Genomic DNA, 14,205 nt, shown 5'->3' with positions numbered 1-14,205 from the left:
GCGCAGCATAAAGCATTCCCGAAAACCTGCGTTCCGGGACAGATGCAGTATTCCTGCTTGGCTGAGGCAAGGCAACGCACAAATCCGTTCCTTACGTAATTGTAATTTGGGCGCAATTGCCGCCAGAAGCAGCCAATCCGCAATCCATCCGTGCATTCCTGTCGCAAATATCCGCCATTGGGCTAATCTGCGCCCTCGATACGCCATAACCGGAGGAAGCCATGAGCACCGTGACGAAGACCGAAAACCCGGAAACCGACCCGCGCGTCAAGGCGGTGTTCGATGACATCCGCGCCACCCGCAAATCGGATTTCATCAACAATATGTGGCTCTACCTCGCCTTCGATGCCGATCTGCTTGAAAAGACATGGGGTGAGGTCAAGGCGGTGATGGCGACACCTTCGGCGCTCGATCCCGTGGTGAAGGAAATGCTCTATATCGCCGTTTCCGTCACCAATGGCTGCTCCTATTGCGCCCATTCCCACACGGCAGCAGCAAAAGCCAAGGGCATGACCACCGAACAACATGCCGATTTGCTGCGCGTCATCGCGCTTGCCGCCAAGACCAACCAGCTTGCGGTGGCGTTGCAAGTGCCCGTTGACGCCGCTTTCGACGCCGACAGGCAGACATGAAACGAAAAAATGCCTTGGAATGGGCGTTTTGACGGTTGATACCGGAATAAAAGCAGAACACGGTTCTGGCCTTTATATCCCGAATCACTACATTGGGCCGCATGAGCAACAGTTTTGACGATATGCCGTTCTTCGATGAGGAACCCGCCGCACCGCGCAGGGCAACGAACAATGCCGGTGCGGAAAGCGGCGGCGGGCTTGGCATTGCCGCCCGCGCCATGGCGGCGCGCGATCAGACGCGTGCTGCGCCCGACTATCTTTCCGGCCTCAACCCGGAACAGCGCGAGGCAGTAGAAACGCTGGACGGACCCGTTCTCGTGCTCGCCGGCGCCGGCACCGGCAAGACCCGCGTTCTGACCACCCGCATCGCCCATATTCTTGCCACCGGCCGCGCCTATCCGAGCCAGATTCTTGCCGTGACCTTTACCAACAAGGCTGCCCGCGAGATGAAGGAACGTATCGGCGTTCTCGTCGGCGGCGCTGTCGAGGGCATGCCGTGGCTCGGCACCTTCCACTCCATCGGCGTCAAGCTGCTGCGCCGCCACGCCGAACTCGTCGGCCTGAAATCGGACTTCACCATTCTCGATACGGATGACGTGGTGCGGCTGATCAAGCAGCTCATTCAGGCCGAAGGGCTGGACGACAAGCGCTGGCCGGCAAAGCAGTTCGCCGGCATGATCGACGGCTGGAAGAATAAGGGCCTGACGCCGCCGGACATTCCGGAGGGCGACAGCCGCGCTTTCGCCAATGGCAAGGGCCGCGAACTTTACTCCGCCTATCAGAACCGCCTGAAAACGCTGAACGCCTGCGATTTCGGCGACCTTCTGATGCATCCCATCAGCATCTTCCGCCGCCACACCGATATTCTGAAGGAGTATCACCAGAAGTTTCGTTACATTCTGGTGGACGAATATCAGGACACCAATACGGCGCAATATATGTGGCTGAGGCTGCTTGCCCAACGCGCCAAGGGCGAACCGCAGAATGTCTGTTGCGTGGGTGACGACGACCAGTCGATCTATGGCTGGCGCGGTGCGGAAGTGGACAATATCCTCCGCTTCGACAAGGATTTCCCCGGCGCCAAGGTCATCAAGCTCGAGCGCAACTACCGCTCCACCGAGCATATTCTCGGCGCGGCCGGCCATCTGATCGCCCATAATGAGGGTCGTCTCGGCAAGACGCTCTTCACCGAACGCAGCAGCCCGGATGACGAAAAGGTCGTGGTGCATGCCGCCTGGGATTCCGAGGAGGAAGCCCGTGCGGTCGGCGAGGAGATCGAACAGCTCCAGCGCAAGAACCATAATCTGAACGACATGGCGATCCTCGTCCGCGCCTCCTTCCAGATGCGCGAGTTCGAAGACCGTTTCGTGACGCTTGGCCTCAATTACCGCGTCATCGGCGGCCCGCGCTTTTATGAGCGCCTCGAAATCCGCGACGCCATGGCCTATTTCCGCCTTGTCTGCCAGCCGGCTGACGATCTCGCCTTTGAGCGGATCGTCAATACGCCGAAGCGCGGTCTTGGCGATACGACGATCCGTAACCTGCACGACTATGCCCGCGCCCGCGATATTCCGATGCTGGCAGCGGCCGCCGACATCATCGAGACCGACGAGCTGAAACCGAAGGCGCGCAAGGCGCTGTTCGATGTGGTACAGGATTTCCGCCGCTGGCAGGGCCTCTTGGAAAACACCGAGCACACCACGCTTGCCGAGCAGATTCTCGACGAAAGCGGCTATACCGCCATGTGGCAGGCCGACAAGACGGCCGAAGCGCCCGGACGGCTTGAGAACCTGAAGGAACTCATCCGCTCGATGGAGGCCTTCGAGAGCATGCGCGGATTCCTCGAGCACGTCGCCCTCGTCATGGATGCAGAGCAGAACGAAAATCTCGATGCCGTCTCCATCATGACGCTGCATTCCGCCAAGGGTCTGGAATTCGACACCGTCTTCCTGCCCGGCTGGGAAGAAGGCCTGTTCCCGCACCAGCGGGCGCTGGACGAAGGCGGGCGCTCCGGTCTGGAAGAAGAACGCCGTCTCGCTTACGTTGGCATCACCCGCGCCAAGAAGCTCTGCCATATCTGGTTCGTGTCGAACCGGCGCATTCACGGGCTGTGGCAATCCACCCTGCCCTCGCGTTTCCTCGATGAATTGCCGCCCGCCCATGTGGATGTCGCGGCATCCGACAGCAGTTACGGCGGTTATGGCGGACGCGGCGGCTACGGCCAGTCGCGTTTCGACAAGGCCGATCCTTTCACCAACAACTATTCGACCCCCGGCTGGAAGCGCGCGCAGCAGAACCGCAGCGACGCCACCCGTGACAATTGGGGCACCCGCTCCGGCCATGCGGTGGAACGCATCGGCTATGGCGAAAGCGGCCCGCGCACCCGCACGATCGACGGCGAACTGGTGGCGAAATCCGTCGCCGACACGCCATCGAAATTCTTTGTTGGCGACCGCGTCTTCCACCTCAAATTTGGCAATGGCAACATCTCTGCCATCGAAGGAAACAAGCTGACGATCGACTTCGATCGCGCCGGGCAGAAGCGTGTGCTGGACGGATTTGTGGAAAAGGTCTGATTCGGCAACCATGAGTGCCTGAAGGGTGCTTTTTCCGTAGCCCGCGTCATGCCGTTGCAATAAAGGAGTTGCAATGGGGAAGTGGAACAGGCGAGGACAGGTTTGCATATATTACCGAAAAGCCAGCGCAGGCTCGCCGTTTTCCTGATCAATATGGACAGCGCCACCAAACGCCTCGCGGATATGACCGCGCGCCTCGATGCCATGGGGCTCAAGGCGGAGCGTGTCCCCGGCGTCAATGGCAGGGAACTGAATTACCCCATCCCGGAATTCAGCGAGATTTCCTACATGCTCATGCATGGCCGCCGTACCTCGCCGCCGGAAATCGGCTGCTATCTCAGCCATGTCGCCTGCGCCAATAAATTCATGGCGGGCGATGCCGATATCGCGCTCATCCTCGAGGATGACGTAGTCTTCGACGATGATTTTCTCAACGCCATCGACGAAGCGGTGCTGAATGGCGGCGACTGGGATTTGCTGCGGCTCACGACCGTCAGCAATGGCCGCAAATTCCCGTTCCGCCAGCTTTCCAATGGTCGTTCGCTCGCCATTGCCATCACGCGGGAAAAAGGATCGGGAGCCTATCTCGTCAACCGCCGCGCCGGAAAATGGATATCGAAGCTGATCCCCATGCGGCTCGCTTATGACATCGCATTCGATCTGGAATATCTCGCAGGGCTGAAGGCGTCCTTCCTCTACCCGCTCTGCGCCACGCAGGATGCGGATGGGGAAAGCCAGATCCAGAACAATCTGCGCATCTACCGCCTGCCGCGCTGGCGCTATTTCACGGTTCTGCCCTATCGCGCCTATCTTGAAACCAGCCGGTTCCTGCTGCGCAGCATTCGCTTCGCCGTCGCCAAAGTGCACGTTGCGATGGAGCGCGGCAAGGGCAAGACCGCCCCAGCCGGTCGTTGATCGATCCGTCTTATACTTCGCCGGGCGTGAAGCCGACGAGGTAGACCGCCGCGATCACGGCTGCGAGAATGAAAATAGAAATGACGAAAATCGTCATCCGGTTCAATGGTTTGCGCGTCGTCTTCTTCATGGTGGAATAATGCGTGGCCGCATCGCTTGTTCCGCAACGCACAGGATAATGTCGTCTAAAACCGTGAGCCGGCGCAATTCGATTCCGCTTCAGGCACATATGGGCTAAAGCTCGTCTCCATCTTCAGCTTTCCGGCCCGCCATGACAGACACGACGCATCCACGCCTCAACCCGCTGCATCTTGCCGCCGCCTTCGCCAGCGGCTGCCTTCTGACATTGATGGTGCATTTTAACGGTCAGCTTGCCCATTACGGCAATGCGCTGTTTTCCTCGTGGACGGCGCATGGCACCGGCACGGTGGCGGCGCTGATCTATCTCGCCATCATGCGCCCGAAGAAAGAAGTGGGCGCGGCGGAAAAACCGAAAGCGCCGCTTTGGGCCTATTGCGGCGGGGTCGTGGGTGCGGCCATCGTCATCCTCACCTCCACCGCCGTCAATTCGCCGCTGGCGCTTTCCGGCACCATTGCGCTCGGGCTTGGCGGACAGGTGATCTTCAGCCTCCTGGCGGATCTTTTCGGCCTCTTCGGCCTGCCCAAAAGAAAGCCGGACCTGCGGGACATGGCGGCTGTGGCGCTCATTCTCTGCGGCAGCGCACTCATCATCCTTGTCGGGAGAACGGCATGATCGTCTGGATCGCCATGGCCTTTACCGGCGGCGTCTTCGTGGCGCTGAGCCGCCAGATCAACGGCCGCCTCAGCCTCTCCAACTCACCGCTCATCGCATCGTTCTGGAACCACATTGTCGGTTTTGCCGTACTGACGGTCATTGGCCTCATCGTCGGCGGCCTCATTCCGCCGGGCGCCGCCGATGCGCCCTGGCTTGCCTTTATCGGCGGGCCGATCGGCGTCGTCTTCATCGCTTCGGGAAGCTGGCTCATTCCGCGCATCGGTGCGGTCAATACCGCCCTTCTGGTCATCAGCGGCCAGATGGTTTCAGGCGTGGTTCTCGATCTTTTCGGCGATCATCCGCCGAAACTCTGGGCAAGCGCACTCGGCATTCTGCTTATCCTCGCCGGCATGGTGCTGACACAGCGGCGCGGTCGCTAGAGCATTTCCAGCAAAAGTGCGCAGCGGTTTTACATCAGGAAAATGCGGAAAGCTCAGGAATCGCTGCCGCGCGAAAACATGCCGAGCAGGGTCTTGCCACCGCTTTTACCGCCGCTGCTTGCAAGTGTCGGCCGGTTGCCGTTCAACTTCGGCACCACCACCATGCGCTTGACTTCGCCGCGCTTGAAGGCCGCAAGGAAGCGCGGGTAATCCCGAAATACCACGCAGCCATTCGATTCACCGCGTTTCGCCAGCATGTAGGTATGCGCCAGAAGACCGTCGCGGCCGTGCGGGTTGACGCCGTTTTCGGGCGTCAGGCGAATGGCCTCGACGCCATGGAACCGCGCCTCGCGCATCGTCAGACGATAGCTGGAAGGCGGCGTCGAACCGCGCATTCTCACATGCACGTAATCGGGATTGTCGCGCATCTTGCCGATGCCGGAATGCGCTTCGAGCTTCTCGCCATTTGGCATGTGCACCACGCCGGAGGAAATATCGTAGATCGCCGTGCCATTGCCGCGATCCGGCCACGGAACCGCATCCATCTTGCTCGGCTCGCGCATCGGATTGTCAGGCTTTGCAAAGGCGAGCATGGCGCCGGTGCTCTGCTTCGGCGGCGCAGGGGCGCGAAGGGGAACCGGCGCATCGAAAGCCGGCGCCGAAGCGACGGCCGGAACATGGTCCTCGGTCTTGGACGATGTCGCGGGACGCGGTGACGGCTCAACCGTCTGAGCCGTCGCCACCTCGGGACGGAAGCTCGGCAGCGGCACATCGTCGGGCAGCAGGCTGCTTGCCTCTTCCTCGATCTGCGGCCGTGCCAGCGCCACTTCAAATGCCGGATGCTGCGGAACCGCGCTCTGATAGGCAACCTCGGAGGTGCGACCCAGCGCCGAATCGACGATCGCCGACGGCTTGAGCGCGGCAAGCTGCTTCACGGTCGCCTGCCCCTTGGCATTGGCAGCCGCGCCGAAGCGCTCACTGAATTCCTTCGCGCCGATCTCGGGCATGATGCCGGCGAGGCGAACCGCCTTCTGCTGGCCATGGCTGTGGTCGCTCAGGCGAGAAAACTTACGCACGTGAATATCCCGCGCGGCCGCGTGGGCAATTGCCGTCTCAGTGGAAGCGAATCGCGTCACCAGTGTCTTTTCAAACTGCCCGACACCATGCGAAGCGGCGGCCATGCTGTGCAGCGAGGCAAAGGCGGCGAAGGCGAAAAGGCCGGCAAAGGCGCCGCCGCCGAGAAGGGCGGACATTCGGCCGAACGCAAAGGATTTGCCTCTCTTGACGGAAGACGAACCGGCAAGGCCGGCGCCATTATAGGCCGCAGCAGAAAACGCCATGATACTCGTTACTCGAACCGTTCACGCACACCCGGCCGACGCCGGAGGGATTTAGGGACATCCGAAGGGCGGGCAAACACCACGCCGGTTTCGGAACTGACTGGTTCGAAGCATGACGAATTATGGTAACCAAAGTGTTTACGAGTCCCTGCAAAAATAATTCGTTAAGGTCTGCGCATTGTAAGGCGAAGGCAAAACAATGACTTGCGCGGGTACTGCGTGCATCCGCACTGCATCTTCCCGGGAAATGCCCCTCAAAGGGGCGTCATCGGCCTAAAAAATTTCCGTCGCCGCATTGTCAGGTAAATTCCGACTTGGCCGGAAATTTGCTGCAAATGCGGCAGGACTGCGACAGGGCAAGCCCCCTGCCCGAAACACCCGTGCCTGCCGGAGAGGTCGAAAGGGGCTTGATCCGTTAAAGCCGGCTTGGCATCCTGCCCTGAAAAGGGAGGCACATCATGAAGGCGCTGCTGCTCATCGATATCCAGAACGGTTTTTGCCCGGGCGGCAATCTGGCCGTTGCCGATGGCGACATGATCGTGCCCATCGCCAATGCCCTGATCGACAATGGCGGCTACGATCTCATCGTCGCCTCGCAGGACTGGCACCCGGAAAATCACGGCAGCTTCGCCTCCCAGCATCCCGGCAAGAAACCCTTCGACATGGGCGAACTCTCCGGCAAACCGCAGATGATGTGGCCGGACCATTGCGTGCAGGGCACGCCGGATGCGGAATTTCATCCCGACCTCAAGACGGACGCCTTCGATTATATTCAGCAGAAGGGCGAAAACCCCGCCGTCGACAGCTATTCCGCCTTTCGCGACAATGATCAGGGCGCGACGACGGGACTGGCCGACTATCTGAGCCGTCAGGGTGTCACGCAACTCGACGTCTGCGGCCTTGCCACCGATTATTGCGTCAGTTTCTCGGTGCTCGATGCCCTCGACATGCTGCCCGGTGTGAATGTCCGTTTCATCGAAGATGCCAGCCGTGGCATCGATCCGCAGGACATCAAGGCCGCGATTGCGACGATGCGGGAAAAAGGCGCGGCCATTCTCAAAAGCCGCGACATCTTGCGGGACTAGTTTAGCGCGGCTTCGGCTTCTCCAGCACGTCGATATCGCCTGCTGCATCCTCAAGGCGCCTCAGGATCGCAGCATGCGCATCCCTGAGCCCTTCATTATAAAAAACATGCCCCAGCTCCTCGGCCAGAAAATCCACGAAGATTTCCGCCTGCAGATGGCCGATCTCGGCTTCGGTCTCCCGGGCAAGATAGTCCCGGATACGTGCGGCCAGGGCGGCCTTTTCCTGCTTTTCCAGCATCGATCTTCCAACGTCTGACTATTGAGGGGTACGGGAGGACGGCGGTGAAACCGTCCGTCCGGCACCGGCCATATGGGGCGTTACCGTAACGGAAGCTTCAAGGGAATCAATCGATCCATTCATGCAATTCGTTTGCCAGCCGGGCGGGACGGCGATAGAGCGGCGGGCAAGGAGTTTCCAGAAATGTTCAATGCAGATTTTCGCGAGGGATTGAAGAGCGGTTTCCCGATCGCCCTCTCCGCCGCCCCCTTCGGTGCGCTGTTCGGCGCGGTCGCAGTCGATAATGGGCTCAGCGTCACCGAGGCCACGATCATGAGCGGCACCGTCTATGCGGGCGCGAGCCAACTCGTGGGTATCGAATTGTTCGGCCAGAAGGTTGCCCCCTGGCTGATCGTTCTATCCGTTTTCGCCGTCAATTTCCGCCATATCCTCTATTCGGCCGCCATTGCCCGGATGATCTCGAACTGGTCTTTCCTGCAAAAAGCCGCGGGCTTCTTTGTGCTGGTCGATCCGCAATTCGCCGAATCGGTCAGGAAATACGAAAATACCGGCACGGTCGGCTTTTCCTGGTACATGGGCTTTGCAGCGCCGGTCTACGTGCTGTGGCTGGCCATGACCATTCTCGGCGCATCGCTCGGCAATATGGTCGGCGATCCAAAAGCCATCGGTCTCGATGTACTGCTGCCGATCTATTTCATGGGCATGGTCTTGAGCTTCCGCCAGCGGGAGAATTTCTACCCTGTCATGCTGGCAAGCGCGGTCGGCGCAACGGTCGCCTATCACATCGTCGGCTCGCCGTGGCATGTCAGCCTCGGCGCCGTCGCCGGAATTCTCGTTGCGGTCATCTATCCGCCGAAGCCGAATTCTGAAAGCGGGGTGGAAACGCCATGAGCGACATGCTGCACGCCGATACGCTGATCCTGATCGCGCTCGCCGCCATCGCCACCTATCTGACCCGCATCGGCGGTTATGTGCTGATGACGCGGATGAAATCCATCCCGCCGCGCATGGAGGCGGGACTGAACGCCGTTCCCGTGGCGGTTTTGACCACGCTTGTCGCACCCGCCTTTTTCGAAGGCGGATACGAGGTGAAGATCGGCATGGTGGCCGCCCTTCTGGTCTGCCTGCGCTTTCCCGGCCTGACGATGCTCGCCGTCGGCTGGGCCATCGTCATCGCCATCAGGCATTTCGGGCTGCTCTAAGCGACCCGCTCCAATGGCTTCGTCGCGGCAACAAGCCATGCCTTAACCTCCTCGTCGGTGATCAAGGGAGAAAGCTTCTCCAGAACCCCGGCGTGATAGGCGTTCAGCCAGTCCAGTTCTTCATCGGTCAGGAGAGCGGCGACGACCAGCCTGCGGTCGATGGGGCACCAGGTCAGCGTTTCGAAGGAGAACATCGGCTGGTCGCCGCCGGCCACCTCTTCCGCCTCGCGTACATAGATGAGGTTCTCGATGCGGATGCCGAAAGCGCCGGGCCGGTAATAACCCGGCTCGTTGGACAGGATCATGCCGGGCAGAAGCTCCTGCGTCGAAAGCCGCGAAATACGCTGCGGCCCCTCATGCACCGAAAGATAGGAGCCGACGCCGTGGCCGGTGCCATGGGCGTAATCCGCTCCCGCCTTCCAGAGCGCGATGCGCGCCAGCGGATCGAGATCGCAACCGCGCGCTCCCTTCGGAAATCGTGCGGTGCTGATGCCGATCATGCCCTTCAGCACCAGTGTGAAGAAACGCTTCTGCTCTTCCGGCACCGTGCCGATTGCAACGGTACGGGTAATATCCGTGGTGCCGTTGACATATTGCGCGCCGGAATCGACGAGGAACATCTCGCCGTCCGCAAGTGTGCGGTCGGTATCGGTGCTGACGCGATAATGGATGATGGCGGCATGTTCGCCGGCGCCTGAAATCGTATCGAAAGACACGTCCTTGAGCGGGTTTTGCAGCCCCTGCCCCACCTTGAACCGAGCGGCCTCCAGCGCCTTGACGGCGGCGATTTCGGTGACGCTGCCCGGTTGCTGGCGGTCCAGCCAGCAGAGATATTCGACCATGGCCGCGCCGTCCTGCACATGAGCGGCTGCCGAGCCGGCAAGCTCCGCCTTGTTCTTGCGCGCGCGCGGCAGGCGAACGGGATCGGCCTCCTCGATAAGCGAGCCGCCCGCCGCCGTGATTGCGCCGGTCAGCGCCACCGGAGTCAGATCCGCATCCACCATGACGCGGCCCTTGGCGCTGGCAATGGCATGCAGACGGTCAGCGATCTTCGACGGCGGCAATTGTGTCGCGAGTTGCGCCAGATAGGCCTCGGTCTCGATGCCGGTCTTACGCTTGTCGAGAAAAATATCCGCCCTGCCATCGGCGTAGATGATGGCGCGGGCGAGCGGATGCGGCGTATGCGGCACGTCATTGCCGCGAACATTGAAAATCCAGGCGATGGAGGATGGATCGGTAACCAGCAGGGCATCCGCGCCTTTTACCGAGACCGTCTCCGCCAGCGAGGCGATCTTTTCCTTCGCCAGCCTGCCGGTAAAGGCCTCTGGCTGGATAACGACGGGTTCCAGCGGCTCGGAGGGACGGTCCTGCCACAGGGCATCGAGCGGGTTCTTTTCCAGTAGAACGACCGAACCGCCCTTGCCGGCAAGCACCTTTTCCAGCCGCTTCAACTCCGCGCCGGTGTGCAGCCATGGATCGATGCCGAGCCGGAAACCCTGTGGAGCATGTTCGGCCAGCCAGACGGAGGGCGGCGCGCCAACCAGATCGCCGCCGCTGAAGACCGATTGATCGACCTGCGACTTAAGCTGCGTCGTATAACGGCCATCGACGAAAACCACCGCCTCCGTGCGCGTCACCAGCGCAATGCCGGCGGAACCGGTAAAGCCCGTCAGCCAGGACAGGCGCTCGGCGCACTCCGGCACATATTCCCCCTGATATTCATCGGCGCGCGGCACCAGAAAACCGTCGATACCAAGGGCATCGAAACCGGCGCGCAGCGCCTCGACGCGGGCCTTGCCAAATTGCGGCGCAGATTTGTTTTCGAAGGTCTGGAACATGGGCGTCTTTCGGGAACTGTCATGGAGAAAAGCTGCAAGGTGCGCCGTCAAATCATTGGCGCGTAACGACAATGCCACGCGGACAAAGCCGGTTTCAAGCCATATATGACAGACCGGATTGCGACGATAAATTGTGCACATTTTGCGAAATAAGTAATACTCAAGGCAAAGTGACATGCGATAAATGCATATCTACCCTGAGATATCCCCTCTAACTAAACAAAAACACATCGCTTATCTTCAGATCAACACAGCGAGAGAGACACTCTCCTGGCAAACAAGGATTTGAAGCAATGGCAAAATCTTTCCTCCGCACCGCCTTCGATCGCGTCGTTGAAGCACGCGAGCGTCAGGTCAGCCGCCATGTCAACGCAGCCCTTCTGAACCTCGACGACAAGTCGCTGGAAGCGCTCGGCATGAACCGCGCCGATCTGCGTCGCAAGGCAAACTCCAGCTACGTATTCTGATGACGTCCGGCGCGGCGATCCTCCCTCCACCGCGCCGAACAGGAATACGTCGACCCGCTTGAGCAAGCTCCTCCCATGCTCGCGGGTTTCCAGGCGGCGCGAAAGCGCCGCCTTTTCTTTTGCCCGAAAGGGATGTTGCCGCTGGTTCAGTCTTTACGCAGATGCAGCGTGACCCAGCCGTTGCGCCAGATGGTGCGGACATGGGAAAGCCGGGCGCCATTATAGGCGGAAAGCACCTTCCAGCGCTGTGACGCCAAAATGCCGGACAGGATGACGGTGCCGCCGGGCGCCAGATGCGTGACGAGCTGCGGCGCCATCTTGATGAGCGGCCGGGCCAGAATATTGGCGATGATGAGATCGAACGGACCATGCTTGCGGAAGGCGTCCGAGTGGAAGCCCGGCGCGGTCTCCAGCGCCATCCCGGAGACGATGCCGTTCAGCCGCACATTCTCCTTCGCCACCTTGACGGCGATGGGGTCGATATCTGTCGCCAGCACGGGAATGGGGCGCATCTTGCGCACCGCAATTGCCAGAACGCCGCTGCCGGTGCCAAGATCGAGTGCGTTGCGCACGGTGCGCGCCCGCAGAACCTCCTCAATCATCTCAAGGCAGCCGGCCGTCGTGCCGTGATGGCCGGTGCCGAAAGCCTGTCCGGCCTCGATTTCGATTGCCAGATCGTTCGCCCGCACCTTGTCGCGATCATGCGCCCCATGAACGATGAAACGCCCTGCCCTGACCGGTTTCAGCCCCTCGAGCGACTTTGCGATCCAGTCGACATCCGGAACGGTCTCCTTCTCGATGACGAGATCGGGAAAGGCCGGAGCAAGCAGGGCGCTGACACGCTCGCGGAACTCTTCCTCCTGCTCGGCCATCAGATAGACCGAGGCTTCCCAGATATCGCGCTTCTCATCCACCTCGGTCGTGGCAATCGCGACATCCTCCTCGCCGAAATAGTCCGACATGAGATCGAGGATTTCACCCGCCTGAATTTCGGTCGTGGTGACGTAAAGTCGGATTTCGCTCACGGCGGGCTGCTTTCTCTGGATGAGGTTATTGTTCTTGCCTTTGCCACAAAACCTCGGCCAGTCCAATAAGCCCCGCGCAATTATGCCGCCTCTATCAGCCCTTCAGAAGATTCTGAAGCTTCTGCTCGGCAACTTCCGGGTTTTCGCCATAAGCAATGGTGCCGGAAAAACGGCCATTGGCATCGAGCAGGATGACGGACGCCGTGTGATCCATGGTGTAATCGCCATTCGGATCCTTCTCGTCCACCGGCACCTTCTTGGCATAGATGCGGTAGCCCTTCAGCGTTTCGGCAATCTTGTCCGCCGGGCCGGTGATGCCGGTGATGCGCTTCGAGACGTTCGAGACATATTGCTGCATGATCTCAGGCGTATCGCGCTCGGGATCGACGGAGACGAAATAGGCCTGCAGCTTGTCGCCGGCCGGGTCCACCTTCTCCATCCAGCCGTTCAGCTCGAAAAGGGTTGTCGGGCAGACTTCCGGGCAATGGGTGAAACCGAAGAACAGCGCTGTCGGCTTGCCCTGAAAGGCCTTTTCGGTGATCGGCTGGCCGTTTTGCGCCGTGAGTTGGAAGGGCACGCCATAGGCCGTCTCCACCATTTCATTACGCGTCTTCGTCATTTCGATCGTCAACCAGCTGACGACACCGGCGAGAACGAGCACGACGGCCCACAATACGATGCGAATATTCCTCATTGTCCAATCCTACCCCGAAAGCCGGCGGCATATCGCAGGCTTTGGCTGACAGATAACGAAAGGCGACGGGGACGGCAAATCAACTGGGCGTATTTGCGGGAACCGCGCTGATTTGTCACAAATCCGCAGCCGGAAAACCCGTCACAGGCACCAGGCGATGCCGCTCTGCACCGTGGACAGGAAAATATCCGTGCCGTGCCGCACCCAGCCGTCAAAGGCAAGAAGCACGATGGCAAGCGAGGCCACAGCGGCAAGACTAGCCAGAATAAACTTCAGCGGATGGGAAACGAGTGCGTTCATACGCCCATCATAACCTGTTTGTGTGAGCGCGAAAACCGCCAAAATACTGGGTTTTGCCGGCGGGGCAGCAGCAATTGTTAGGGAAAGTTTAAAATCTTGCTGTGCATTATGACCATAGCGGTTTTTAAGCCTCGACATGATGTCTCCCGGTCCATTCTCCGGCCACCGCATAAAGCTCAATCCTGCGCGGGCCTGTTAGAGAGCCATCAGAGGAAACCTGCCGTCATGTCCAACGCCATCAAGCAATCCGGCGCATATCTCGAAATCGTTTCCTTCCATCTGGGCGATCAGGAATTCTGCATCGACATCATGGCGATCCGCGAAATCCGCGGCTGGGCGCCGGTTACCCCGATGCCGCACACCCCGCCTTATGTTCTCGGCCTCATCAACCTGCGCGGCGCCGTCATTCCCGTCATCGACATGGCCGGCCGCCTCGGCATGAAGATGACCGAACCGTCCGAACGCTCCGCCATCATCGTCACCGATATCGGCGGCAAGCTGGTCGGCCTCCTGGTGGAACAGGTCTCCGACATGATGACCATCCGCTCCGAAGACCTGCAGCCCGCGCCCGATATCATTCCGGAAGAACAGCGCAGCTTCTGCCGCGGCATCGTGGCGCTGGAAAAGAGCATGGTCTGCTTCCTCAACCTCGACACCGTCATTGCGGACGAGCTGGCACGCGAAGCGGCCTGATCAAGGCATAACGCAATTGAGGGG

16 protein-coding genes are annotated in these 14,205 nt (G+C 60.2%); 10 read left to right on the top strand and 6 right to left on the bottom strand.

Annotated elements, in window-relative coordinates; translation table 11 throughout:
- Window positions 1–221 precede the first annotated feature (221 nt).
- From PH605_RS14285 to PH605_RS14265, 5 genes are all read left to right on the top strand, one after another.
- Entirely contained in the window at window positions 222–632 is a 411-nt protein-coding gene (locus PH605_RS14285; protein ID WP_065655832.1) for a carboxymuconolactone decarboxylase family protein, read from the top strand.
- A gap of 101 nt (window positions 633–733) precedes the next feature.
- Window positions 734–3,208 carry an ATP-dependent helicase gene (locus PH605_RS14280; protein WP_137452984.1) on the top strand — a complete coding sequence of 825 codons (2,475 nt, stop codon included), beginning with the start codon at window positions 734–736 and terminating at the stop codon, window positions 3,206–3,208.
- 102 nt (window positions 3,209–3,310) lie between these two features.
- Window positions 3,311–4,123 (top strand): glycosyltransferase family 25 protein, encoded by an 813-nt coding sequence (locus PH605_RS14275; RefSeq protein WP_142845291.1) that lies wholly within the window; start codon window positions 3,311–3,313, stop codon window positions 4,121–4,123.
- Between the two features lie 271 nt (window positions 4,124–4,394).
- The gene (locus tag PH605_RS14270; protein ID WP_065655829.1) at window positions 4,395–4,877 is read left to right on the top strand and encodes a DMT family transporter; all 483 of its coding nucleotides are present in this window, start codon (window positions 4,395–4,397) and stop codon (window positions 4,875–4,877) included.
- A complete protein-coding gene (locus tag PH605_RS14265) occupies window positions 4,874–5,299 on the top strand; it encodes a DMT family transporter (protein WP_078051864.1) in 426 nt (141 codons plus the stop codon). The genes PH605_RS14270 and PH605_RS14265 overlap by 4 nt, the downstream gene beginning before the upstream one ends.
- 53 nt (window positions 5,300–5,352) lie before the next feature.
- Here the strand turns inward: PH605_RS14265 and PH605_RS14260 are convergent, their stop codons facing one another.
- Window positions 5,353–6,639: a DUF2778 domain-containing protein gene (locus PH605_RS14260; protein ID WP_142845290.1), complete on the bottom strand. Its 1,287-nt coding sequence runs from the start codon at window positions 6,637–6,639 to the stop codon at window positions 5,353–5,355.
- A gap of 458 nt (window positions 6,640–7,097) precedes the next feature.
- Between PH605_RS14260 and pncA the strand changes: the two genes are divergently transcribed.
- Complete coding sequence (pncA, locus tag PH605_RS14255) at window positions 7,098–7,724, top strand: bifunctional nicotinamidase/pyrazinamidase (RefSeq protein WP_142845289.1); 627 nt, start codon at window positions 7,098–7,100, stop codon at window positions 7,722–7,724.
- Between the two features lies 1 nt (window position 7,725).
- Here the strand turns inward: pncA and PH605_RS14250 are convergent, their stop codons facing one another.
- Complete coding sequence (locus PH605_RS14250; RefSeq protein ID WP_003522348.1) at window positions 7,726–7,962, bottom strand: DUF2164 domain-containing protein; 237 nt, start codon at window positions 7,960–7,962, stop codon at window positions 7,726–7,728.
- 183 nt (window positions 7,963–8,145) lie between these two features.
- On the opposite strand from PH605_RS14250, the gene PH605_RS14245 reads away from it, so the two are divergent.
- Both PH605_RS14245 and PH605_RS14240 read left to right on the top strand, forming a co-directional pair.
- On the top strand, window positions 8,146–8,853 hold the full coding sequence (locus PH605_RS14245; protein ID WP_065655825.1) for an AzlC family ABC transporter permease: 708 nt from the start codon (window positions 8,146–8,148) through the stop codon (window positions 8,851–8,853).
- Window positions 8,850–9,164: an AzlD family protein gene (locus PH605_RS14240; protein ID WP_004430802.1), complete on the top strand. Its 315-nt coding sequence runs from the start codon at window positions 8,850–8,852 to the stop codon at window positions 9,162–9,164. The genes PH605_RS14245 and PH605_RS14240 overlap by 4 nt, the downstream gene beginning before the upstream one ends.
- Here PH605_RS14240 and PH605_RS14235 read toward each other — a convergent pair.
- Window positions 9,161–11,002 (bottom strand): aminopeptidase P family protein, encoded by a 1,842-nt coding sequence (locus tag PH605_RS14235; protein WP_142845288.1) that lies wholly within the window; start codon window positions 11,000–11,002, stop codon window positions 9,161–9,163. The genes PH605_RS14240 and PH605_RS14235 overlap by 4 nt on opposite strands.
- 293 nt (window positions 11,003–11,295) lie before the next feature.
- Between PH605_RS14235 and PH605_RS14230 the strand changes: the two genes are divergently transcribed.
- On the top strand, window positions 11,296–11,469 hold the full coding sequence (locus PH605_RS14230) for a hypothetical protein (RefSeq protein ID WP_020009313.1): 174 nt from the start codon (window positions 11,296–11,298) through the stop codon (window positions 11,467–11,469).
- A 146-nt stretch (window positions 11,470–11,615) separates the two neighbouring features.
- On the opposite strand, the gene PH605_RS14225 is transcribed toward PH605_RS14230, so the two are convergent.
- The 3 genes from PH605_RS14225 to PH605_RS14215 form a co-directional block, all read right to left on the bottom strand.
- Window positions 11,616–12,494, bottom strand: a complete 879-nt coding sequence (locus tag PH605_RS14225; RefSeq protein ID WP_065655958.1) for a 50S ribosomal protein L11 methyltransferase — start codon at window positions 12,492–12,494, stop codon at window positions 11,616–11,618.
- A 94-nt stretch (window positions 12,495–12,588) separates the two neighbouring features.
- Complete coding sequence (sco, locus tag PH605_RS14220) at window positions 12,589–13,188, bottom strand: cytochrome oxidase assembly protein Sco (protein ID WP_003522341.1); 600 nt, start codon at window positions 13,186–13,188, stop codon at window positions 12,589–12,591.
- 141 nt (window positions 13,189–13,329) lie between these two features.
- Entirely contained in the window at window positions 13,330–13,626 is a 297-nt protein-coding gene (locus tag PH605_RS14215; protein ID WP_236780873.1) for a hypothetical protein, read from the bottom strand.
- 87 nt (window positions 13,627–13,713) lie between these two features.
- Between PH605_RS14215 and PH605_RS14210 the strand changes: the two genes are divergently transcribed.
- Window positions 13,714–14,181 carry a chemotaxis protein CheW gene (locus tag PH605_RS14210; protein WP_003522339.1) on the top strand — a complete coding sequence of 156 codons (468 nt, stop codon included), beginning with the start codon at window positions 13,714–13,716 and terminating at the stop codon, window positions 14,179–14,181.
- Window positions 14,182–14,205: the final 24 nt, after the last annotated feature.

It is taken from the genome of Agrobacterium sp. CFBP 3001 (assembly GCF_027871605.1).
In the GTDB taxonomy this organism is placed as follows: domain Bacteria; phylum Pseudomonadota; class Alphaproteobacteria; order Rhizobiales; family Rhizobiaceae; genus Agrobacterium; species Agrobacterium leguminum.
The sequence above is the reverse complement of the archived record's forward strand: the minus strand, read 5'-3'. Positions and strand labels throughout refer to the sequence as shown.